The sequence below is a fragment of the Bacteroidota bacterium genome (assembly GCA_016718825.1).
Taxonomy (GTDB): domain Bacteria; phylum Bacteroidota; class Bacteroidia; order J057; family JADKCL01; genus JADKCL01.
The window spans coordinates 38,090-60,912 of record JADKCL010000005.1 but is presented as its reverse complement, the minus strand read 5'-3'; the positions used below and the strand labels follow the sequence as shown (position 1 = coordinate 60,912).

Genomic DNA, 22,823 nt, shown 5'->3' with positions numbered 1-22,823 from the left:
TTTGCTTTGGATAATCTGTGCATGGGATCAGATGTCGGTTCCCCTCCAAGGTGTCTGCACATAAGGGAAGGAGCTCTTGAACGTGGTGTCATTGGCCTCCACACCGGTGGAGTATTGCACGATGTTCAGCATCAGGTTGCTGGGCACAGGTACACCATTGAGCTGATCGTCGCAAGTGACACCAATGGCCGCAAGGGCGATACCGGCGACAGCTTGCAGTTCGATGCGGGTGACGTCATCTTCCAGACGGCGACCATTGGGGAAACCATCCATGTTGGGGATGACCTGCAAGGTGGCATCGGCATTAAAACGCGGATCGGTGATACCGAGGACCGCTGCCCAGACGACACCCAACGAACTGAAGTCAGGACTGTTGCGCGGGGTGACCGGCACGGCCATGTTCAACCGCAACATGTCTCCGCCATTGGGCAGGAAGTTGTTGATGAACGGCTTGCCAGCTGCCAATGGGTCGCCGCCTTTGCCTGTGAGCAAATGGTAAGGACGCACCGCAGGCACACCGGTATGGAAGATGGGCCAAATGTCGGCCGATCTCGGCTTGCCGGCGCCGGGCAACAACAAGGTGCCGAATACGTTGTCGTCCAAGGCAGTACCTGCGACTGCAGGCGTGCCTTTCAGGGCAAACAATCCGTCGTGGCCATTTCCAAAGTCAAAGGCGCCCAATGAATTACGTTGGACACGCAGGCCCGCCATGGCAGGCACAGCGCTGCCAAACTGACTGTCGTCCATGTACAGCGCCAATTCCGGATTGTAGAAATAACCGTCCAGCGTGGTGTCGGTGATTTCCTGGTAAGGCGTGAGCGCGTTCCAGAAATCCTTCATCCCGATGGGAATCACGGCTTCGTTGGTGAGGGGCATGCCCAAACGCGAAACTTGGACCCAGTTGCCGGAATCGACGTAGCCGCCATTGCTTGTGTTGAGCGTGCGGGTAGCCTGACGGCTTGCACTTGCCCAGACACCGATGACGAAGTTGCCATCGAGGATGTCGGTTGCGGCCGTGACAGGCAGTCCATTCTTTTGCAACAAGGCAATGGGCACCTTGATGGCAATGGTATGGGTATTGTAACGGGCCAAGCCGTCGCGCACGATGCCACCGCTGTTTTGGCGGGGGGCATCACCGAGATCGAAGATGCTGCCCAGATCGACAAAAAATGGATCATCGACAGGTCCGCAAAACACTTGTTCGCCAGCGCCAGTCGTCCGAATGGCGGCGGTCATCAGGGAATTGTAGTTGGCGGCACCCAGGCCAACCGTTCCGTTTTCAATGGAGCGGGGGCCGATATTCGCCGGGGGAACAACGCCACCTGTGATGATGGTGCTGAAAGACACACCGCCATTGGTGCTCTTTTCCATCGTATAGGTGGTTTTCAAGTTTTGTTGTCCCAAACGAATGTTGAAAAACGTCGTCGGGTCTTCGTTCACACGGGTAAACATGAAGCGGTAGATGATCTCATCGCCAGCGACGTTGGCATCGTTGTCGATGTGGATCTCATACCGGATGTTTTCCCCGAATGTGTGATAGTTGGGTCCACCAAACGGAGCCTCGCCAGGGATGTAGTTGGCGATGATGGTGACCGTGTTGGTGTCGTCCGGGCTTCGAAACACGTAAAGATCCGTGTTGTCGGCCAAGGGGTCATTGGCGATCAGCGGCGCCTCTCGGTGGCTCGATGCCCAGCCAAAGCCAGGCAAAGCCAACATCGCCGCAATCGCTGCACCCGTTCGCAGGAGTCTGCGCAAAGGCGGCAATTTTCTTGTAGTGATGCAATTTTCCATGTAAAAAATTGAAATTGAATTATTGGATGAATTCGCGATACCTACGCAGGCCAAGGGGGGAATGGATCACAGCGGTGCAATAGATTTATTGCCGAAGAACCCCAAATGCCGAAAACCATGTTGCAAACCCTGCGTCTTGAGGGTGTCAGGTTAGCTTTTTTAATGATGGCGATCCATTCCGTCCAGACATAACAACACGGCTGCCCGTAGAAAATGCATCCCAATGACCCATCAAAACCAGATCAGAAAAGGAAAAATCAGAAGGGTGAGCTTGTGCTGCGTTGCACGATGAAATAACAGGGGTTTGTACTTGTGACCCAACCTTCGTGAGGCAGGTGCAGCGGTATCGTGACTTGGCTTCCAATATGGCAAGCCTTTCTTTCACCGCCGATCAAAAATTCGCATTCGCCCTCCAGGATCAAGATGCGCTCGACCTCCGTGGTATGCACCTCTTGTGGAATCCCCGTACCGACCTTGACCAAAAAGGTATGGGTATCCTCGGTGCGGCCGATCGGGAGACACTTGAAGTCATCCTTGCTTGCGCGCATTTCAGGCAACAATCCCTCCACCCATGGTGCAAACTCCGCGGGCTTGGATTGCGAATGGATCAGCGGAGGCTCCTGCGTCGGACGGGCTTGCTCGATGGCGTCGATGCGCTGCATCAACTGCCCAAAAACTGCCGCACGTGGTCTTGCACTCACCTTCGTCACTGCATCTTCCAAATTGTGGCGGTGCAACTCGAGCAATTGGTGAAATTCAGGATCTTGCACCGACCTTGCCTCGATGGCCACACATTCGTCAGCAGACAAACCACCCAACACATACATGGTGAGCATTTCCTCGAGCGGTAGGTGGTCGTTGTAATGCATTCTCTAAGCTGCGATTTGCTGTACGATCAGTTTGCACGGTGTCGAGGAAGTGACATAAACGGTATGTTCCTTGAACTTGGGAATGCTCATGTAGTCTCCTGCCTTGAGCGGAAACTGCTCCCCTTCGATATCGATCATGCATGTGCCTTCGAGAACCAGAAACTTTTCGACGGCATCCAAATGTACCTCTCCCGCGATTTGCGATTTGACCCATACCAACAAAGTCAGGCATTCCGGGCTGGCGTCGATGGGTTGAACGAATACATTTTCAAAACTTTCCGGCGGCGCGATGCCCGCGCGATTGACCCAGGGCGCGTAGTCGTTGCTGCTTGATTGGCTGTTGAGATAAGGCGGAGAAACAACCCTGTCTGTGGCTCCCTCCTCTTCTGTGGCATCCATGAAGTTCAGCAAACGTTGCTTGCTTCTTTCTGGCGCAGTCACACCTTTAGTGGACTCCAGGATGAGCAGTGCATTCAAATCCTCCAACGCATCCATCTCAGCTTTGATCTCCGGATGTAGTTGCACCATCAGTTCCACCATCTGTTGCTCGGGCTCGCTGAGAGAACCCTGGATATAGGCCTCCAAATTGCCGGTGGCAATGTAGGCTTGTGGGTCCATCGCCTTGGCATCGGCAATGACCTTGTCGACGGCTTTGCGTTTCAGTTGATCAACCGCAGCTGCAACCTCAGGATATTGCAAAGCCAATTGCAAGATCATCCCACTTTGTGTAGCGTCGAGATTGCCTTGCGCAAATTGCGTCAGCATCTCCAGAGTCAGTGGTGGTGGCAGATTATTCATCCGATTTTTGCTCTCAAATGGTTCATTGCAAGCCTAACACGGGACTTGACTGTTCCCAGCGGAATGCCAAATTCTTCAGCCACTTCAGCCTGTGTATAGCCCAAAAAATAAATCAAGTCGATCACCTGCTTTTGTTCGGCTGGCAATCCATCGACAATTTCCCTGAGCCCGATATGCTCGACTTGCATCGTCGTAGATGGGCCTTTGGCATCAAATGAATGTTGCTGCAGACTTGTGGTTTGGGAAACTTTGCGGCTTTCACGTGCCCGTAACATGTCAATGCTGATGTTTCGGGCAATGTTCAGCATCCAAGTAAACAACCTTCCCTTGGAGGGATCATAGGTTTGAATCTTTCGCCAGATACGCACGAAAGTTTCTTGGAGGGCATCCTCTGCGAGTGCCTCATCCTTCAGTATTTTCAGCGTCAGCCCATAAATGGCCGCGGAATAGTCATCATACAACTGCTCAAATGCCTCCTTCTCGTGCCGCAAAAGCCGATCGACGACGCCATCTTGAAACAGCTGATCCAATTTTTCCATTACGCTTTGAACACCCGATTGCAACACACTTGCCGCAAAACTAGCACTTTCCGATGAAATCTTCTTCATTGGCATCGAAGTATGGCCTCCCAACTGGAGGGGGAACAAACCTATTGGTGTCGATATTTGCTGGTGGAGGAACATTGAACTAGAAAACGGTCGTGATGGTCAATTTCAAATTGAAAGGACTGCCCGGCGTAGCGTGAATTTCCGTCACAGCATCCGGTTCTCCCAACAAACGGGAGGTGGTTGCAAACTGCGCTTCCTTCCACTGCGTGTTGAGCAGGTTCTGGGCAGACAGGCCGATTGTATGGCGTTCGCGAAGGGTATAGCTCAATGCGCCATCGAGCAGGCAATAGCCTTTGGCCGTCAGATCCCAGGCCTCGTCGGCGGCACGGTCGCCCAGATAGCGGTAGCGCAAACTTCCCCGGAAATTTGAGCTGAACTGGGCGGTCAAGCCGCCGGTGCTCGTGATCCAAGGTGCCAACGGGATGTAGCTTGCGACGCCTGCGTCGTCATAGCCACGGGCACGGGCGACGTTCACGTCCACATCGGCAGCGAGCCAGACCGTGGGTTGCCAACGCGTGCTCAGATCGACCCCGAAGCGGCGGCTCTGTCCGCTTGGCTCCACTATGCCTTCGTCGCCGACATAGACAAACTCCTGCTGCATATCAAGTGTCCAGACAGCCACTTGCACGAGCAGTTTCGAGGCGGGCTTGAACATCGCACCCACATCCGCCCCGAGGGCGCGTGGTAGGATTCGTACTTGATCTTGGCCCAAAACGACACGTGAATCGTTGCTGTGATAGCCCGAACCCGCCTTTGCAAAAAGCTGGAAACGGTCATTGACGTAGTAATCCAGCGCAACCTTCGGACTGACGATGCCTTTGGCGGTGCGCGCAATCTCCGAGTTCCCTTCCATAAAGTCCGTATAGCCAAATTGCAGAACGTCTGCCCGCAAGGCGGCGGTCAGGTCCAGATGATTGCTCACGGACCATTTGCCGGAGAGCCATCCAAAGGCATTCCGCTCATTTACCGCGCCATGCTGCACCCTGCCGAGCAAATCTCTTTGTTGACTGCGAAACAAGCCGATATTGCCCACATCGTCCAAGCGGATGCCCAAACCGGATTCGTGTGAAAAATCCCTGCCCAACAATTTTATCGTCTTGGTCAGCGTGGTTTGGTAACCGTACATCCACCTGCGCTCGACCTGCTGAATGCCGTCACCCCGCAGGCTGTCATTCGCAAAGAAGGTGAAGTTGGAATAGAGGTCGAAGGTGTAGCGGCTCACATAAGCCTGCTGACGCCAAACCCAGCCCTTGGGCAAGGCCGAGCATAGCTGCACATTCACATTGCTGCGGCTTGTATTGCCTCCCTCGGTCGGGTCGATGCTACCCCAACGCGTGATCAAACCACTGTTGACCGCGCGGTCCGGGATCTGCCCGCTGGCATTCCACTGACTGCGGAAGTCGCTCACGGTGGCTGTGAGCAATGTGGTGCGGCTCAGGAGCTTCCGGTATTTGGCAAACAGGTTGATGCGGTGCAGGTTTTGGGGGGATTCGAAGTAGCCCTTGGAATAGAGGTACTCGCCAGCAATCCAAGCATCGGCCTTGTTGCTGCGGCCCGTGGGGCGGTCGAGCTTAAGCATGGCCAAGGCACGATAAGAATGGAACATGCCGGCCTCGACCTTGACAAGGTTCTGGCTCAGGGCATTTTGGGTTTGGAAATCGATGCTGCCTGCCGTGGCAAGGTTGCCTTGGTGAGCTGCGTACGGCCCTTTGTCAATGGCAAGCCGCTCAACGGTTTCCGGAATGATGAAGTGGGCATCGGCATAGCCTTGGCCATGTGCATGGGAAACCATGTTCACGGGCATTCCATCCATGCTGAGTGCCAAGTCGGTGCCGTGGTCGATGTCGAACCCGCGCAGGAAAATCTGCTCGGCTTTGCCGCCGCCCGCATGTTGGGCAATAAATACACCCGGCGCCGTGCGCAGCAATTCCTGGGACGAATTTACCGGTCGCAATTGCAGGTCAAAGCGATTGATCAGGCTCAATCCCTGCGGTTTGCCCGATTTGATCTCGATACCTTCGAGTGCCAATTCGCTTTCTTGCAGGTAAATGTCGTATTGGCTGGTCAAGGCTGCTTTCAGGTTCACTGGAAAGCTGTCAACCCGATAGCCAAGGTAGGAAACCACCAATTGCTGGCTCCCGGCGGGGATTCCTGCCAATTCAAAGATGCCACGGGAATCGGTGTTGGCGCCCAAGGGCGTGCCGGCAACCTGCACTTTTGCCCCGGCAAGCGGTACATGGCTCTGTGCATCGAGCACGGTCCCACGCAAGGTCGAAGTATTGCCGACGCTTTGCGCTTTCAACCCAACCATTGCTTGCAGGCCAAGCAGTAGTGCGAAGATTGAGATGCGGAAAAGTGTTTTCATGCCTTCTTGTGGGATCAGGAACGGCATACCTACGGTTTCAAGTCAACCTTGGATCATTGCGAATGCGAATTATCTGGCATAAAGCAACTAGTTGTCTTCGACGGGGCGCTCGATTGGGCTCGTATCACTATGCATTCGCTCAGCAACCTCGGCTCCTGCGCGTATGGCATAGGGATTTGTGCGAAGGTCCACGATTCTGTGAACGGCGATTGTGCCTGCAACAACGCCCAAAATTGGAGCCAAAACAACACCAGGCTCCAGGGCAAACCCAAAATTGGGAATGAAAAACAGGCATCCGTAAACACTACCCAATGTATAGGCCGCCACAAAATGCTTCCGGGTAAACTTCACGCTTTCCTTCACAGTCAGTCTGCGGCGTTCGCTGGCATAATCCATGAACGAAAAACCGTAGAAATAGAAGGCAATGAGCACATAGAAAATCGTGTGAATGCTCTCTGGAAGGGGAAAAAACAACGTGACAACAAAATAGCCCGTCATCCAAAGCAGCTGAATGCCAATGTTCCTGAAGGAAATTACCAATGCCCGAATGACGTCCTTTCCATAGTATTCCCAATTCCAGGGATAGCGGTTGCCGGTTAGTAAAAATTCGACATGGACAGAAAGGCCGGCAAGCAGCGGCGAAAGCAAGGTCAGTACCAAGTATTTGTTCATGAACTTGGTGATGTAAACCAAGATGAACTGAATGCCAAGCAGGAGGTATTCACTGCCATCGACCTTGTCGAGGTCTGCAAACTTGTAATCGCGCAGGTTGTCGGTGAGCATGTCTCCCCCGTAGTACAAGCCGAGGCTCAGCAGGATGGGAATGGCAAAACTCAGCCACATGGTGGTGGCAAAAATCAGCTTCAGCGCCGTCCAGTAGGCAGTGAAGGCGATCCTGAATTGTTTGAAGACATTCACCGGGAATTACTTTCCTGATTCTGGCTTATCGCCGGGTAGGCTGTCTTGGTGAATCAATTGAAGCAATTCTTGCGCTTCTACGAGTGGTTTGTAGATGAGCAAACAAGATCCCAAGCGCGTCTCTGTGCCCAAAATCGGAGCCACCACGATGGTTTCCTCCAAAGTCGATTTGAGGACTTCTTGCTTGTTCAATGCCTTCTGGATGTAGGCGATCTTGTGATTTTCGTAATTTTTATCGGTGCTGAGGTAGATGCTGTCTTTATCATCTTGGACGACGACCAATTCGAGCCCGGTTTCCTGCACCATTTTGTTGAGAAACATGTCGATTTCGCCTTTGTTTCCACGTTCCATTTCTCCCCGAATTCCCCAGATCAAGGCGCGGCTGAGGTTGGTGGCCTCCTCTTCATTGCGCTGGATCATGAGCGAATCAGCTTGTGCAGCCTTGAGGTCGAGCGCTACATGGCAAACCTTCAACAAGCGATTGTACTGAAATCGCTGATAGAAATAGACTCCGCCAATGCTGAGTAAAAAAATCCCGATCACGAGGAACCATATCCTGTTTTTCTGGAAAAAGGTGGGTGCACCACTTGCGGTGCTTGGGGCAGACATCGGTGATTCCGGGACAGCAGTCATATTGGCAATTGTAAATTGTACGCGACAAAAATAGTCAAAATATGGGTTTCGGTTGAGGTGTCCATCTTGACCAAGCTCGATATCTGTGAAACTTGTCAAAATTCTCCAACATTTTGCAAATGTGCGGCAACCTGCTTATCATTCGGTTACATGAATGTTTACGCCTATATCACGCCGATAGTCCTGTTCCTGCTCATCACGGAGATTGTGGTGAGTTTGATTGGCAAAAAGGGGCTTTACACCTTTCAAGACACCGTTGCCAACATCGGAACCGGGATCGGTAACCAATGCGTGAACCTTGCCGTGGTGTTTTTGGTGATGAAATTCTACGGATGGCTCTGGCAATTTGCACCTTGGCAAATACCGGAAACATGGTACTACGGAATCGTGCTGCTGGTCATTTCAGACTTTGTTTTCTACTGGTTTCATCGCACTGGCCATTCCTTGAATATCTTCTGGGCCGCCCACATGCCGCACCATTCGAGTGAGGAATTCAACTTGTCCGTGGGGGTGCGGGCGAGTTTCACGCAGCGCATTTTCCAGTTTATGTTCTTTGACTGGATCCTCGTGCTGATGGGTTTTTCTCCGAATATGGTTTACGCTGTTGCCGGAATACATCTTTTGATCGCCTATTGGCACCATACCCAACTCATCAACAAACTCGGATGGGTCGAGAAGGTCTTTGTCACGCCGGCCCACCACCGCGTTCACCACGGGGTCAATCCGCAGTATTTGGACAAAAACTTCTCCGAATTCCTCATCATTTGGGACAGGATTTTTGGCACGTTTGCGCCGGAGGAAGAAGAGGTTTGTTATGGACTCACGCATCCGCCACGCACTTGGGATCCGATTTACATCAACATTCAATTCTGGAAGCAACTCGTTGAGGACTGCATCGCTGCGCCCAATTGGTGGGACAAAATCCGGCTATGGTTCATGCCCTTGGGTTGGCGCCCGCGGGGATTGGAAACGCCCGGGGAGAAAAAACGCATTGGCTACAACCGATCGGAACAGATCAAATACCAAAGCCGGCAATTCAAGGGAATGAAGCCCTATTTATTGGTGCAAATCGCCTTGGGCTTGGCCGTTTTGATGATCACGACCAATCTAAAACTGCCATTGGAGGCCAGGGATCGGGTTTTGTTGTCGATTGGGCTGTTTGGGATGATCATCGCTTGGGGCGGATTGCTGCGTGCCAAAAAATGGGCGGTATTGCTGGAAATCATTCGGTTGGTCTTCATGGCAGTCTCGCTGGTTTATGTGTTGGACCGTAGTGGCATGTCGGCCTGGACAGAATGGAGCAGCATTTTGATCTTTGCCGCTACTGGTGGCAGCGTCCTGGGCATTTCCATGATCTTGATCAGCCGACAAATGGAAGGAGCCGACGTTCCTGCGCTTCAAAAGGCCTAAAATGGCGACGAGGCCAACACATTGACTGTGTGGCCTCGTCACCAAATATTTTTATCCTATAGCTTTTCAGGCCTCCGGCTTGAATTCAACAACATACAAATCGCTGTTGTCCGTATAGGTCACTTTGAGAATTTTATCTTTAAGGTGCAGAATCGTCCAATCGCTCACATAGGAAAATAGCCCGGTCAGCTCATCCTTGGTATCGATATGAATCGACTTCTTGTCTTCGCTCAGCGCCCATGTGCCACCGTAGGCCACTTCGACTCCCAAAGGATTGTAGAAGATTTGACAAGCACCCGCGCTGAAGAAAATAAGCCTTTTGAATCCTGGAATCTCGCTGCCATCAACCCCGTTGATGTTGGCGGTGTTCACGACCCAAGTGTTGGCGACACGTTCTTTCTTTGAAACAAAGGAGATCAATGGGCCTTCGTCATAGGTACAGCCCGAAAAACCGATCACCAACAAAACCAAAAGGGAAAATAAGTGAAGCTTTCTCATTGTATTTTCAATTGCATTTTCACAACACTTGATGCGACAGTCACCAAGTCACCAAAGCTAATCACTTGGCGGCATTTAATCTCGAACCTGAGTCTATAAAAAATTCGACGGGCTGTCCCTTTTGAGACAGCCCGTCGATCAGTCACGTGAATTCCTATTTATAGCTTGGTGATGCGACAAGTTTTGTGGAGGCTGTTTCCAACCAACACCACCATGTATTGGCCTTGAGCGAGGCCCGATACATCGATTGCCGCGGTTCCAAGACCTTCAAGATTCAGATTCTTGGACATCACGGCACGGCCCTGAAGGTCATACACTTGTAAGCCAGTCAATACCTCGTCGTTTTTCAGGTCAAAATTCAGTGTCAAAGGTTGTGTTCCTGAGACTGGATTCGGGCTCAAGCTGACCAAACTCTGATCGGAGAAGGTCACCTGCATCACACTGCTGTAAATGACATCACCATTCAACCCAATGACTTTGATGCGGTAGAGATTGATTCCCATCGCAGGTGTCACATCATCAAACTGATAGTTGTCGGTGACCACGTTGCCCGGGTTGGCATCTTGGGTTCCGAGAAACTCAAAGCTGCCTGCATCTGGCAATTGACGCTCGATTTCAAATCGTGAAATGTTTTGTGGTTCCGAAATCGTCCAGAACAAACGCACATCGTCCACGACTTTCTCTGCACGGTTGTCCAGGAAGGAAATCGGGAGGAATGTCACCGAGAACAAATCCCTGAAGTCGTCATCGCCGACAGCATTGCAGTTCGGGGTCGGCGAGATCGTTCCGAAGACAAGCGGATCATAAACATCGACCAATCCATTGTTGTTGCCATCTACATAATAGGGGCTACCGAAGGTAATGAATGGCATACGGATACCGTGCACGGCGCCACCTCCGCTAGGTACGTTGTCCATCCAGTCGGGTGCCAAGTCCCCGTCGATATCAGAGGCCGTGTAGTTTCCGGGAATGCCATTCGCAGTTTCATAGTTGAATGCCATCTGGATGATGTCATCAAATGCCATGGCGTTGCAGTTTGCATCAAATCCCTCGGTCCAATCAGGATAACTGTCATCGTCGGAGTCGAAGTCCACAAAGTCGGGCAAGCCCGTGCCTTCATGGTTGTAAGGCGTTACGCCACTGTTGGTCCCCACGCCATTGTTGGCAGGGTTGATGCTTTCGTAGGTATCGATGATACCGTTGTTATTGGCATCCGGACCCGCAGGCAGGCCACCCGTTGAGTTGATGCAACCCGTGCAAACACCTTCGATATAATCTGGAATTCCATCATCATCGGCATCAATGTCCAAGTAGTTGGGCAAGGCATCAAGATCGAGGTTGATGATGGTCGCAGCACCAAGACCATCGTGCCATCCATCACCGTTTGCATCGGTAATGCCCGCAAGGCCCACCATGCCGTCGATCGCACCTGCACCGCCGTTGTCAAGCGTGACAGCGCCATTCAGGTTCTCAACGATGTCGGTGATGCCGTCATTGTCACTGTCCAAGTCCAAGAAGTTGGGCAAAACGTCGGCGTCTGCGTTGATGTCATTGACGACAGCATTGAAATTGTCGTTGTCGATCACGTCGGTCGGAGCGCCGGCGACAAATCCGCCTGCACCCGTGTTGTTCACGCCATCTGCAATGTCCATCAGGCCGTCACCGTCTGCATCTGTTGCGCTGTCGATGAAGCCATCGTTGTTGGCATCGAGCGCAGTATTCAAGGTCTCGTCAATGTCGCTGATGCCGTCATTGTCGGCGTCGACATCAAGGAAATTCGGCAAGCCATCGGTATCGGCATTGATGTCATTGGCGGCATTGTTGAAGTTGTCGTTGTCTACGACATCGCCTGCATTGCCAGCCACAAAGCCGCCAGCACCCGGTGTTGTTCGAGCCGTCAACGACATCTGCCAAACCGTCGCCGTCCACGTCGGTGGCGCTGTCAATCACGCCATCGTTGTTCACGTCAAAGTTCCCATTGAGGGTCTCCACGATGTCTGCGATACCGTCGTTGTCGGCATCGAGGTCGAGGAAGTTGGGGAACGCATCGTTGTCGAAATTGACGTCGTTGGCGACGTTGTTCAAGTTATCGTTGTCGATGACGTTTCCTGCAGCACCAGCCACAAAGCCGCCGGCACCGCTGTTGTTCACGCCGTCGGTGACGTCTACGAGACCATCGCGGTCAACGTCGGTCGTGGTGTCCAGCTCCCCGTCGTTGTTGATGTCCAAGTTGCCATTGCCAGTCTCTGCGATGTCGGCAATGCCGTCGTTGTCGGCATCGAGGTCGAGGAAGTTGGGCAATGCGTCGTTGTCGAGGTTCACGTCGTTGGCTAGGTTGTTCAGGTTGTCGTTGTCGATCACGTCGCCAGCACCACCAGCGACAAATCCACCCGCACCTGTATTGTTCACGCCGTCTACCACGTCGCTCAGACCATCTGTATCCACGTCCGTGGCACTGTCGATCATGCCATCGTTGTTGACGTCAAAGTTGCCATTCTGCGATTCGACGATGTCAGCGATGCCGTCATTGTCAGCATCCAAGTCGAGGAAATTGGGGAATACATCGCCATCGGCATTGATGTCGTTGGCGGTGTTGTTGGCATTGTCATTGTCAATGACGTCGCCAGCATTTCCTGCAACAAATCCGCCTGCACCTGTATTATTGACGCCATCTGCGACATCCGCGAGGCCGTCACCATCTGCGTCAGTGGCACTGTCGATCATCCCGTCGTTGTTGGTGTCGAAGTTGCCATTCATCGTTTCGGTCAAATCGGCGATTCCGTCATTGTCGGCATCGAGATCCAGGTAGTTGGGCAAGCCGTCGTTGTCGGCATTGATGTCATTGGCGGGATTGTTGGGGTTGTCATTGTCAATCACCTTGCGCCGCCAGCGCCAAATCCGCCAGCACCGTTGAATTGTTCACGCCGTCGGCCACGTCTGCGAGGCCGTCGCCGTCGACATCGGTGGCGCTGTCGATCATGCCGTTGTTGTCGGCATCGAGGCTGCCGCTGCCAGTCTCCAAAAGGTCGGCAATGCCATCGTTGTCGCTGTCGATGTCGAGGAAGTTGGGCAAGCCGTCGTTGTCAGCATTGATGTCGTTGGCGCTGTTGTTGAGGTTGTCATTGTCGATGACATCCCCTGCACCACCAGCGACAAATCCGCCTGCACCGCTATTATTTACCCCATCGGTGATATCGGCCAATCCGTCGCCATCAACATCTGTGACGCTGTCGATCATGCCATCGTTGTTCACGTCGAGGTTGCCGTTGAGCGACTCTACCAAGTCGACAATACCGTCATTGTCGGCATCGAGATCGAGGTAATTGGGGAAGTTGTCGCCATCGGAATTGATATCGTTGGCGGTATTGTTGGCGTTGTCGTTGTCGATCACGTCGCCGGCATTGCCTGCGACAAATCCGCCGGCGCCACTGTTGTTGACGCCGTCTACGACATCGGCCAATCCGTCGCGGTCCACATCGGTGGTGCTGTCGATCATGCCGTCATTGTTGGTGTCAAAGTTGCCATTCAACGTCTCGGTAATGTCGGCAATGCCATCATTGTCGGCATCAAGATCCAGGTAGTTGGGGAATCCGTCGTTATCGAGATCGACATCGTTGGAGGCATTGTTGGGGTTGTCGTTGTCGATCACATCCGCCGGACCGCCAGAAACGAATCCACCTGCTCCGCTGTTGTTGAATCCATCGACGACATCCTGCAATCCGTCGCCATCCACGTCCGTCGCACTGTCAATTTGGCCATCGTTGTTGATGTCAAAGTTGCCATTGCCAGTCTCGGTGAGGTCGGCGATGCCGTCGTTGTCGCTGTCAATGTCGAGGAAGTTGGGCAAGCCGTCGTTGTCGGCATTGATGTCGTTGAGCGGGTTGTTGAGGTTGTCATTGTCGATGACGTTGCCTGCTCCACCTGCGACAAATCCACCTGCACCGTTGTTGTTGACGCCATCGGTCACGTCTACGAGTCCGTCGTTGTCGACATCGGTGGTGCTGTCCAGAACGCCGTTGTTGTCGGTGTCCAAGGCCCCATTGCCACTCTCGGTGATGTCGGCGATGCCATCGTTGTCGGCATCAAGATCCAGATAATTGGGGCGTCCGTCGCCATCGGCATCGATGTCATTGCCCGTATTGTTGGGGTTGTCATTGTCGATGACATCCCCTGCTCCGCCAGCGACAAATCCGCCGGCACCATTGTTATTGAATCCGTCGACGACATCTTGCAAACCGTCGCCATCCACATCGGTTGCGCTGTCGATCTTGCCGTCGTTGTTGACGTCAAAGTTACCGTTGCCTACCTCCGTGATGTCGGCGATGCCGTCGTTGTCACTGTCGAGATCTGCCCAGTTGGGCAATCCGTCATTGTCGAAGTCGACGTCATTCGAAGGGTTGTTGATGTTGCCGGGATCATTGATGTCGCCGGGTGCACCCGGAGTGAAACCGCTGCCACCACTGGAATTCGTGCCGTCGGCCACGTCCATCAAACCGTCGCCATCGACATCCACAGAACTGTCGATTTCGCCGTCGTTGTTGGTGTCAAAATTGCCATTGCCTGACTCGGTAATGTCCGGAATGCCGTCATTGTCGGTATCCAAATCGCGGTAATCGGGGTGGCCATCGCCATCTACATCCGTGGGTGTGATGGAACCACCGCCATCGTAGGCATCATCGCGGCCATTGCCATTTGCATCGATACCCAGTGGCGGCACATAGGCTCCGCCTCCGGTCTGGATTTCATAATTGTCGACGATGCCGTCGTTGTCACTGTCAATGTCATAGGCATCGCGGATGCCATCGCCATCGGTATCAGGATTGGGCAGGATGCTGACACCGCTACCGGGAGCAGTTTCGGCAGCATCAGGCATACCATTGGGTCCAACGATCCCTGTAAACGTACCGGTACCGTTGTCAAAACCTGGAGGAATGGTGCCACCATTGGCTTCGACGCCGTCTGCAACCCCGTCATTGTCGCTGTCGACATCATAGGCGTCGATGATGCCATCCATGTCAGAGTCAAAGTTGTCATTCACACCGTCCAAGTCGGTATCGACAAATCCAGGAAAGTTAGGGTCCAAGAAGTTGGGAACTCCGTCGCTGTCCAAGTCGGCATTCGGATCGACACCTCCTGGCGATTCAGACAAATCGGGAATGCCATCGTTGTCGTCATCAATGTCCACTGCATCCACGACTCCGTCGCCGTCGATGTCGCAGTCTGGCAAAAAGCGAGAAACAGGGGTAGAGGCTACTTCATTTGCCCAAAACCAAGTATTGATGGTACGGGCGTTACCGAAGTCGTCACATGCTTCTATTGTTGCAGATCCCATGCCACCGATCGGAGCAGGAACGGTAAAGTTTGCTCCGAAGCCATCCCAAGCATGCGCCGGCCCTAGCCTACCCAATAAAGTGGCTGTTTCAGCGACACCCGGACCTGTAATATTGTTGGTTCCTTGCTGCGCAACAGTCGCGCCGGTAGGGCACACGCCAAAAACAGCAAGTGTATTGTCAGCCCAAAACAGCTTTCTTGCACCTGCAATCGGGGAAACCCCGTCCACAGAGAAGCCGTTTTGGTTCATTTCTGCATCAAAAATCGGCACGTTGGTGCGGCCTCGGAAAATGGTCACGGTGATATCGATGGGCAAAACGCCTGATACCGGGGCTCCCAAACCATCGAGTCCGTTCCAACCCACAACGTGGTGGCCTGCTGCGAGGCCAAATTGCTCAATGATGACGTCTGTTGTTGCGGCTTGATAGCCTAAAGTGCCATTCAAATCAAGCAAAATGGCCACATCGCCCGGTTTGTCAATGTAGAAAGGAATAAAATAAGCCCCTGGACAACCGAAAACCTGATTGGTAATGGCAGGCGCCGCGGCAGCCAATGAGCGGGTAAAGGCCAAGGGATCGGGATCGGAAAGGAACACCCGGAATCCGTTCAAGAAAGCCGGTGTCACAGTACCGGTGTACACTGAAACACGGTCAACTGGAAAGTTGTTGGTGTTGTTGACCCCATAGTAGTTCATCGCCATGGTATAACCCAAGGGACGGAAGCCAAGAGGGAAGTTTACACGCACGACCGAACTGTCTTGGGTAAGCGCGTAGTAGCTGCCCAAAAAGGACAAGTTGAGCGTTGGCAAAAAGTTGATATTCAGCGGATCATAAACGATGAATGACCACTTTTGGCTATGTACGCGGCCTGGTTTGACCACGAAGGCAGCAGTCGAAACGGTAAAGTCAAAGTGTGTAAAATAAGCTTCGCCATTGTTACCGCCTACTTGTGTGACACCTGCATCGTTGGAGCGGTAGATTTCAATGTAGAAGTCTCCGTTCATCGCGGGTACAAAAGTCAAGGGATTGTAGCCCGCCGGATTCAAGCCACCGACATTGGGGCCTGCGACCGCTTGGGCGTAGTTGGTGATGAAGCCTGCACCGGCAGTAGGAACCAAAGTTGGTCCCTGAACCACCACACCCAATGGATTGAGGATGCGGTAGTAGCAATTCAAAGGAACACCGATGGGCGCGGAGCGACTCCGTGGCGTAAACCCAAAATAGAAGTTCTCGGTGGTAAAATCTTGAATGTTAAACTTGACACGGTTTTCAGAGGCTGCATTGAGCAAGGGGCCTGAGCTTGTCGCCGGTTGAATGAGCAATGCAGTACCGTGAGCAGAGTTTGGCATCACCTGGGCGGTACCTTCAGCCGTGACTTGGATGGTTGGCAACCCGATCACAGAAATGGTCAAGAGCGAAACAAAAAACAAGGTAGAGATGCGATCTCTGAGTTGGTTAAAAAGTCGATTCATACCGATTTTAATACTATCACCTACAAACACTCATCGGCCCCCAGCTTTCAAGAAGGGAAGCACTGATGAAATACCTTTCAACGACCAAAAAGGACATCGGATCCGGGAATCATTTATTGCGAAAACCCCCGAAAATCTTACCCCCTTATTTAATACATCAAAACGCATAAAGCAGGTGCAACTTCTGTCAACAAGTTCGAAATTTCTGATTTCAGTTGGAAATTGCACTTACTTCGAGAACAAATTTAGCACCTTTTCCCAAAATTTCCAAGCTGCCAAACCTAGTTAGTGTTGATTTGACAATTTCTTAAGGAGCCCCAACAAAAAGATGCGTCAGAAGCCCTCCCATGGAAGGTGAGAGGTTCAAAAAAAATTCCAAAGAAGACTTGGAAGGCGCATCAATCGTAGGTTTTGAAGCCATTTCGACCGCACATCCTGGTGCGCAGCGCTCAAGTTTGCTCAACATGAAGATTTCTTTGTGAAAAAATTGATTCGCGCCTGGGAACCCAACACTTAAATCGATTTAGTCGAAATCTTACGCGGAAAAATGTCCTGAAACCAGCCCAGTTACTTTGGAACCGAGTTTGCAAAACGCAAAGCAATTTCCTGCGCAAAAGCCTCGGCGGCGACATCCCGAAGGTGGCTGTAGTCTATAAAATCACAGCTATCGCGGAATTGAAGCGGCATGTAGGGAGTACCCGCTGGCAACTCCGCCTGCAACAATTGCTCAAATCGTTGATAATAACCAATGGATGGCTGCAGCGTGGCATTGTTGAGCGGCATGTTGACCCAAATCAAATGAATGTTCCGTCGCTCGACCTCAGCCAACAGCTTTTGAAAATAGAATACATTCACTGGATTCATCAGAAATCCCCCGGCATTTTGCTCCAAGTAATATTCATAGGCCGTTGCATTGCTTGGACAAACCTTGCTTGGAAAGAGGTAGCTTAATTCGTTGGCATACATCCCTGCCTGCATTGCAGATCGATCTTGGAAGTACCATTTCCAATTGTCCAGGCTGCGTATCGGGAGCAAATAGCGCAATTGCCTTTGAATCCAAGGCATTGAAAAATTGCTGTCCAGGTCATCCATCCAGGCCCAGTTGTTCATTTGAAAGACCGTGTCGCCAATACTCTTGCTGTAGGCTTCGACCTCTCCTACATAGCGCTGGTCAATGAAACCAAAATATTCACTGCGGGTATGGAAGCAATCCTGAAAATGAAAATGATACGGCGAATACGACAAGTAGAGCGTGTCAATGGGCACCTCTCGCAGCTGTTGAAGGATGTAATAGCCTTCTACAGGGCTTGTGCCGCCCAAGGCATAGTTCCATGCCCGCAGGCGTTTGCTTGCAAGCCCCATTTCCGGACGGGAATCGCCGATGACCAAATTCACGGGATGCTTGGTTTCATTGACCTCCTCGATACTCGCAAAAACCGTCTCCCAACGCGAATACTCTGGCCCGAGATAGACGCGCTCGGGAATCAGCTGAGTGAATATCACCCAGATCCCCGCCAAAATGGCCAGCCTTAGCCCTACCTTTTTGAGAAACTCCCGCATCCGCTAAAAATCGAAATAGACAAATTCCTTGTAACCGCTCAGCATATTGAAGAAAATGACGATTGCCATCACGAGTTCGACGACCATGCGCACGGGTCGCGGCCCCATGCGCAGCACTTTTGGATTTCGCTCATCCTCCCGGTTGAACCAGTCCAGAAAAAGCAGGATCACCACGTAGATGACGCCGGTTTTAAACATCACAGGGCCTCCCCAGTGGGAGCCCGCATTTTTAAAGTATCCCAAGGCCACCGCCATGTTGTCTGCCCTAAAAAACACCAGTGTCAAGGTCCACAGGCTGAAAACCAGCAAAATCTGTACTGCTTCCCGGATGGTCGGCAACCATTTCCCCTTGGCGACCACCTCTCCGCGTTGCAACAATTTTCCTTTGATCACATAAGGGATGAAAAAAAGGCCATTGATCAGGCCCCAGACCACAAAAGTCCATTTGGCCCCATGCCAAAAACCCGAGACGAGAAAGGTGAAAAGTATCGCCAAGGCGATGCCGTTTTTCCGGAGGTTGCGAAGGGAAAGCGAAACCGGGGTAAAAAGGTAGTCATTCAACCAAGTCGTGAGCGAGATATGCCACCGTGACCAAAACTCGGGGATGGTTCTTGCAAAGAGTGGGAAACGGAAATTGCTCATCAATTCGAAGCCGAGGAGTTTAGCCGAACCGATGGCGATGTCACTGTAGCCGGAGAAGTCACAATAGACCTGCACCGTGAAGTAAATAGCGCCCAAGACCAAGGTGATGCTTCCAAGGGATTCGTTTTGACGGTAGATTTCGTCGACCATCACCGCTAAATTGTCAGCGATCACCACCTTTTTGAACATCCCCCAAAGCATCAACCGAATGCCATCCACTGCGCGTTGATAGTCAAACTTGCGTGGTTGCGTCACCTGCGGCAAGAAATGAACAGCCCTTTCGATCGGCCCGGCAACCAACTGCGGGAAAAAGCTGACAAAGGTGGCAAAGCTCAAAAAGTCCTTGAGCGGCTGCATACGCCCCTTGTACACGTCCAATGAATAGCTCATGCTCTGAAACGTGTAGAAGCTGATTCCCAAGGGCAAAATGATATTGAGCGTCGCGTCGGGCATGTGGATGCCTACCGAGGCCCAGGCATCCACCCAGGAGGTGACGAAAAAGTTGTAATACTTGAAAAATCCGAGGAAGGCCAAGTTGATGCCGAGGCTGATCCAAAGCAGCCACCTGCGTTTCCGGTCATCCTCCTGCGCACCGATGAGCCGCCCCATGGTGTAATCGAGTACCGTGCTGAAGGCAACCAAGGAAAGGAAACGCCAGTCCCACCATCCGTAGAAAAAGTAGCTCGCAACGAGCAAGAGCACATTTTGCGCCTTGAAGTTGCGCTGGAATACAAACCAGTACAACCCGAATACAGTCGGGAAAAAGAGATAATAAATGAAAGAGGTGAAGACCATGGCCCCTTAGGATGGCCTAGCCGTTTTGCAAGGACGTGACCATGTCACCGACACATTGCCAGTTTTGGATCTCGCGGGACTTGAAGCGCTTCTTGAAAGTATCCTCAATCTCTACGACCAGCATCACATGGGAAAGCGAATCCCAACCGGCGACGTCCTTGGCGGTTGTACCTTCGGTGAGGACGATGCTTGCATCACCCAAAACCCGCCTGAATACGACCTGCAATTTGGCCAAAACTTCTTCGTTGCTCATAACTCCTTTACTTTGATCGTGCTGTTGATCCCTTGCGGATTCCGCTTAACAAGGCGGTGAAGTTACCAAAATCTGTGGAGTGGAGGAGCCTGAAGACAAATAATCCGACGAGGCTGGCTGTATTTCCCGGAAAGTCCAACGCAGGATGGATGGTATTTCTCCGATGCGGCTTTCATCGATACCCATGGCTGGGGTAAACGAAAAATTGACCGCGATTATCCAAAGAGAACCCGTAGAGCTCCTGCCTACAATTTCTCCATTCCCAGAATGTCGAAGCCGTGACCATTTTCGGGCTAAGAAAAGAATTGGAAAGACAGCCTCTCGCAAATCGCTATCGTGCCACCAAGGAAAGAGATGGCAGTTGTATTGGTCAATCTGCTGTTTTCAATGAAATCTTTTAGGCCGCAAAGCCGCAACAAAAGGAAACAATGTCCATTGGCGTTACTCAATACCGTTACCTGAAATTTTGCCAATTTTCGATTCGTTCCAATCACACATTTGCCCAAAGCAGGCTATGTCGGGAAGATTGGATTGCAAAATTTTCCTATATTTAAGCCGAGATCAATCATTTATGTCGATCAAAAACCTACGGATTTCATATTCCAAGCTATTTTCAGTCGAGGTCAAGCCGGCAATTAGGTGGCATCAACGACTTGGCCCGAGGAAGCTACTCGTCTTAAGCATGGGCATTCTCATTTGGCATTCCCTTCAGGGACAGGCCTTTTTTGGGTATGGAGCGGCAGGGTTTGCAACCCAGCATGACAAATCATTCTCCAATTACATTGACAACTTCAATAAGATGAAAGCCGCGGAGCTGAAAAGGCCGCTGAGTGGCTTCAAACCTGGATTTTCATATAGCTGGGGCCTTGGCATTTCGACAATTATGGATGATGATAATAAGGGCGAAGCAATCAAGGAGGTTTCCATTTTCGCTAACAATTCGTTTGCAAAGACCACCGCAAGGTACAGCAACGGGCAGAACCGTGTGTATGACTTGGCAAGGCACTACGCCGGCATAGAATCAGCCATCGGGTTTAGGCTCAATGAAAGGTCAGGGATGCTGTTTTCCACGGGACTGCAAATGGGTAGGACCATTTTGGACTGTTATTTTGTGTATCAAGACGGGACTGAAAGCCACGGACGGGAGCTGAGGTGGAACGGCATCTTTTCGGGGTACAATATTGGAAGCTTTTTGGGTGCGATTTCTACAAGCTTGGCGACCACTTCTGCACATTTGCCAAATTGTCCTACAATTTCGACTTCTCGAAGAAAAATGCGCTTTGGGACGGCGACAATGAATATCCCAAACAAAGGGGAATCCCGCTTTATCCGGAAAAGGATTTTGACGTTGGTGGCTCCGTTTTCGGAGGCGGTTCTTCATATGGTGGTCCATGGGTTCGTAACCGGTTCGATGGGCTTGCTCTCCAATTTGGCCTATCCTTTTACATTCCAGAATAAGCGCTGTGAAAAATCTCCTCATCACCACGACCATGATCCCCCACAACGCAGGCTCCAGTCTCCGCCGAGTTGTGATTCGAAGCGAAGGAGCGAACATGGAAAACGACAAAGTGGAAACAGCCACTATACCAACCAAATCTTGGACAGCACGCAAGTTTTTGAAAATTGTGGGACCATCGTAATGGATGCCGGTGAGGATGTTGCCAAGGGGAATCCATTCTCAGGTGACTTCACGCCGGAATTGCTCCTATCCAACTGAACCCGATAGCCTTCAACGTTGCGCGGGTGATCGAGTTATGGCAAGCCGATGGCTACGATCGAGACCGGATCACATTCATGAATCCGGGTGATATCACATACACGCGCGTTGAAAGAGGCAAACATGAACAATGGATGTACCTCGATGTTGACGCAGCCGGCAATATTAGCAGGAAGGAAATCCTCTATGTTTCCAAGGTCAAGGGCTGATGAAAATGCCCTGTTGGCGCAGCTTGGGTTATCTCTGGCAGCTGTTCCATTCCTAGGAAATGTCAGCACTGTTCAAAACAGTTACAACCCCGCTCACCATTTGTTCGGATACGCATCTTTCAGCTTCACGTAGAGGACTTCGTACGCCGTCGATGAATCCACTGCCTCTGCGCCGCGGGCATTCTGATCGTTAGCCACGGCGTACTACTGAATATACCGGTGCTGTTCCAAAAAGTAATCCGCTCACGGTCATAGCGGTCTGAAGCCCAATAGCACTCGGGCGACTGTATCGATAGGTGAATCTGAGATGACATTCCCCACGGGACGTAACCAGAGGTGGATTGAAAAATGCACCGGCTGTAGTCGTTGGATGGGTCTGAAACATTGTCCTCAAACAAGGTGATCGTTCCAACATCCTCAAAAACGGCAACCGAATCTACATTCCAGTTATTGAATAGGTGATTTCAGCTTTGGTAATCTCCCATTCGCCGCCCAATTCACGGTAGATGACTTTTCCTTGCTGCAACCCAACAGCCATGATGACCATCAGCGAGAAATTGATACTTGTTCATGATCATTCAGAATTGCGATGGGAATGGAAATACCGAATTGCAAGCTTAGGTTGGCGGGTCTGACCCATCCACCATCATAGTCTGAATATTGTTGGTTGTCTGAGCGATACCAACCCACCACACCGGCAGTCTGTCTGATACTGATGCCCGTCCCATAGCGCGGGAAATTGGTATCTTCGAGATAGGAGGATGCTGCAAAGATATCAACGCTGTACCCCAAGCGAGCCAACAACTTGAAATGATTCAAACGGTAGACAAACTTGGTGTACAGAAAGGTAGAAAGATCCCGCCGAAATCCCATTCCAAACCGTTTGCCATGCCAGTACCGAAATAGCTGCGCAGAATGGTATGGCCCCACATCAAACCGCTTCCAAAGGTTAGTG

18 protein-coding genes are annotated in these 22,823 nt (G+C 51.7%); 3 read left to right on the top strand and 15 right to left on the bottom strand.

Annotated elements, in window-relative coordinates:
* Positions 1-27 precede the first annotated feature (27 nt).
* The 7 genes from IPN95_06790 to IPN95_06760 all read right to left on the bottom strand — a co-directional run bounded on the left by IPN95_06790 (position 28) and on the right by IPN95_06760 (position 7,982).
* The gene (locus tag IPN95_06790; GenBank protein MBK9449108.1) at positions 28-1,716 is read right to left on the bottom strand and encodes a DUF4331 domain-containing protein; all 1,689 of its coding nucleotides are present in this window, start codon (positions 1,714-1,716) and stop codon (positions 28-30) included.
* 332 nt (positions 1,717-2,048) lie between these two features.
* Positions 2,049-2,660, bottom strand: coding sequence for a cupin domain-containing protein (locus tag IPN95_06785; GenBank protein ID MBK9449107.1), 612 nt, complete (start codon positions 2,658-2,660; stop codon positions 2,049-2,051).
* 3 nt (positions 2,661-2,663) lie between these two features.
* Positions 2,664-3,458: a cupin domain-containing protein gene (locus IPN95_06780; protein ID MBK9449106.1), complete on the bottom strand. Its 795-nt coding sequence runs from the start codon at positions 3,456-3,458 to the stop codon at positions 2,664-2,666.
* Positions 3,455-3,997, bottom strand: coding sequence for a sigma-70 family RNA polymerase sigma factor (locus IPN95_06775; protein ID MBK9449105.1), 543 nt, complete (start codon positions 3,995-3,997; stop codon positions 3,455-3,457). Before IPN95_06775 ends, IPN95_06780 begins: the two co-directional genes overlap by 4 nt.
* A gap of 148 nt (positions 3,998-4,145) precedes the next feature.
* Complete coding sequence (locus tag IPN95_06770; GenBank protein MBK9449104.1) at positions 4,146-6,431, bottom strand: TonB-dependent receptor; 2,286 nt, start codon at positions 6,429-6,431, stop codon at positions 4,146-4,148.
* A gap of 87 nt (positions 6,432-6,518) precedes the next feature.
* Positions 6,519-7,349 carry an EI24 domain-containing protein gene (locus IPN95_06765; protein ID MBK9449103.1) on the bottom strand — a complete coding sequence of 277 codons (831 nt, stop codon included), beginning with the start codon at positions 7,347-7,349 and terminating at the stop codon, positions 6,519-6,521.
* Positions 7,350-7,355: 6 nt separating this feature from the next.
* Complete coding sequence (locus IPN95_06760) at positions 7,356-7,982, bottom strand: hypothetical protein (GenBank protein MBK9449102.1); 627 nt, start codon at positions 7,980-7,982, stop codon at positions 7,356-7,358.
* A 150-nt stretch (positions 7,983-8,132) separates the two neighbouring features.
* Between IPN95_06760 and IPN95_06755 the strand changes: the two genes are divergently transcribed.
* Positions 8,133-9,392 carry a sterol desaturase family protein gene (locus IPN95_06755; GenBank protein ID MBK9449101.1) on the top strand — a complete coding sequence of 420 codons (1,260 nt, stop codon included), beginning with the start codon at positions 8,133-8,135 and terminating at the stop codon, positions 9,390-9,392.
* A gap of 66 nt (positions 9,393-9,458) precedes the next feature.
* Here the strand turns inward: IPN95_06755 and IPN95_06750 are convergent, their stop codons facing one another.
* The 7 genes from IPN95_06750 to IPN95_06720 all read right to left on the bottom strand — a co-directional run bounded on the left by IPN95_06750 (position 9,459) and on the right by IPN95_06720 (position 19,942).
* Positions 9,459-9,890 (bottom strand): hypothetical protein, encoded by a 432-nt coding sequence (locus IPN95_06750; protein MBK9449100.1) that lies wholly within the window; start codon positions 9,888-9,890, stop codon positions 9,459-9,461.
* A gap of 158 nt (positions 9,891-10,048) precedes the next feature.
* A complete protein-coding gene (locus IPN95_06745) occupies positions 10,049-11,797 on the bottom strand; it encodes a T9SS type A sorting domain-containing protein (GenBank protein ID MBK9449099.1) in 1,749 nt (582 codons plus the stop codon).
* Positions 11,697-12,767, bottom strand: coding sequence for a hypothetical protein (locus tag IPN95_06740; protein ID MBK9449098.1), 1,071 nt, complete (start codon positions 12,765-12,767; stop codon positions 11,697-11,699). Before IPN95_06740 ends, IPN95_06745 begins: the two co-directional genes overlap by 101 nt.
* Positions 12,760-16,692 carry a hypothetical protein gene (locus tag IPN95_06735; protein ID MBK9449097.1) on the bottom strand — a complete coding sequence of 1,311 codons (3,933 nt, stop codon included), beginning with the start codon at positions 16,690-16,692 and terminating at the stop codon, positions 12,760-12,762. Before IPN95_06735 ends, IPN95_06740 begins: the two co-directional genes overlap by 8 nt.
* Before the next feature lie 567 nt (positions 16,693-17,259).
* Complete coding sequence (locus IPN95_06730) at positions 17,260-18,252, bottom strand: hypothetical protein (GenBank protein MBK9449096.1); 993 nt, start codon at positions 18,250-18,252, stop codon at positions 17,260-17,262.
* 3 nt (positions 18,253-18,255) lie between these two features.
* The gene (locus IPN95_06725) at positions 18,256-19,689 is read right to left on the bottom strand and encodes an MBOAT family protein (protein ID MBK9449095.1); all 1,434 of its coding nucleotides are present in this window, start codon (positions 19,687-19,689) and stop codon (positions 18,256-18,258) included.
* A 16-nt stretch (positions 19,690-19,705) separates the two neighbouring features.
* A complete protein-coding gene (locus IPN95_06720; GenBank protein MBK9449094.1) occupies positions 19,706-19,942 on the bottom strand; it encodes an acyl carrier protein in 237 nt (78 codons plus the stop codon).
* An 883-nt stretch (positions 19,943-20,825) separates the two neighbouring features.
* Between IPN95_06720 and IPN95_06715 the strand changes: the two genes are divergently transcribed.
* On the top strand, positions 20,826-21,659 hold the full coding sequence (locus IPN95_06715) for a hypothetical protein (GenBank protein ID MBK9449093.1): 834 nt from the start codon (positions 20,826-20,828) through the stop codon (positions 21,657-21,659).
* A gap of 26 nt (positions 21,660-21,685) precedes the next feature.
* Positions 21,686-21,868 carry a hypothetical protein gene (locus tag IPN95_06710; protein MBK9449092.1) on the top strand — a complete coding sequence of 61 codons (183 nt, stop codon included), beginning with the start codon at positions 21,686-21,688 and terminating at the stop codon, positions 21,866-21,868.
* Between the two features lie 546 nt (positions 21,869-22,414).
* Here IPN95_06710 and IPN95_06705 read toward each other — a convergent pair.
* Positions 22,415-22,741 (bottom strand): hypothetical protein, encoded by a 327-nt coding sequence (locus IPN95_06705; GenBank protein MBK9449091.1) that lies wholly within the window; start codon positions 22,739-22,741, stop codon positions 22,415-22,417.
* Positions 22,742-22,823 lie beyond the last annotated feature (82 nt).

Coding starts and splice junctions, on each gene's coding strand:
- IPN95_06790 (MBK9449108.1), bottom strand. CDS start 1,716: ATGTTGGCTTTGCCTGGCTTTGGCTGGGCATCGAGCCACCGAGAGGCG.
- IPN95_06785 (MBK9449107.1), bottom strand. CDS start 2,660: ATGCATTACAACGACCACCTACCGCTCGAGGAAATGCTCACCATGTAT.
- IPN95_06780 (MBK9449106.1), bottom strand. CDS start 3,458: ATGAATAATCTGCCACCACCACTGACTCTGGAGATGCTGACGCAATTT.
- IPN95_06775 (MBK9449105.1), bottom strand. CDS start 3,997: ATGGAAAAATTGGATCAGCTGTTTCAAGATGGCGTCGTCGATCGGCTT.
- IPN95_06770 (MBK9449104.1), bottom strand. CDS start 6,431: ATGAAAACACTTTTCCGCATCTCAATCTTCGCACTACTGCTTGGCCTG.
- IPN95_06760 (MBK9449102.1), bottom strand. CDS start 7,982: ATGACTGCTGTCCCGGAATCACCGATGTCTGCCCCAAGCACCGCAAGT.
- IPN95_06755 (MBK9449101.1), top strand. CDS start 8,133: ATGAATGTTTACGCCTATATCACGCCGATAGTCCTGTTCCTGCTCATC.
- IPN95_06750 (MBK9449100.1), bottom strand. CDS start 9,890: ATGAGAAAGCTTCACTTATTTTCCCTTTTGGTTTTGTTGGTGATCGGT.
- IPN95_06745 (MBK9449099.1), bottom strand. CDS start 11,797: ATGTCGTTGACGGCTCGAACAACACCGGGTGCTGGCGGCTTTGTGGCT.
- IPN95_06735 (MBK9449097.1), bottom strand. CDS start 16,692: ATGAATCGACTTTTTAACCAACTCAGAGATCGCATCTCTACCTTGTTT.
- IPN95_06730 (MBK9449096.1), bottom strand. CDS start 18,252: ATGCGGGAGTTTCTCAAAAAGGTAGGGCTAAGGCTGGCCATTTTGGCG.
- IPN95_06725 (MBK9449095.1), bottom strand. CDS start 19,689: ATGGTCTTCACCTCTTTCATTTATTATCTCTTTTTCCCGACTGTATTC.
- IPN95_06720 (MBK9449094.1), bottom strand. CDS start 19,942: ATGAGCAACGAAGAAGTTTTGGCCAAATTGCAGGTCGTATTCAGGCGG.
- IPN95_06715 (MBK9449093.1), top strand. CDS start 20,826: ATGGATGATGATAATAAGGGCGAAGCAATCAAGGAGGTTTCCATTTTC.
- IPN95_06705 (MBK9449091.1), bottom strand. CDS start 22,741: ATGGGATTTCGGCGGGATCTTTCTACCTTTCTGTACACCAAGTTTGTC.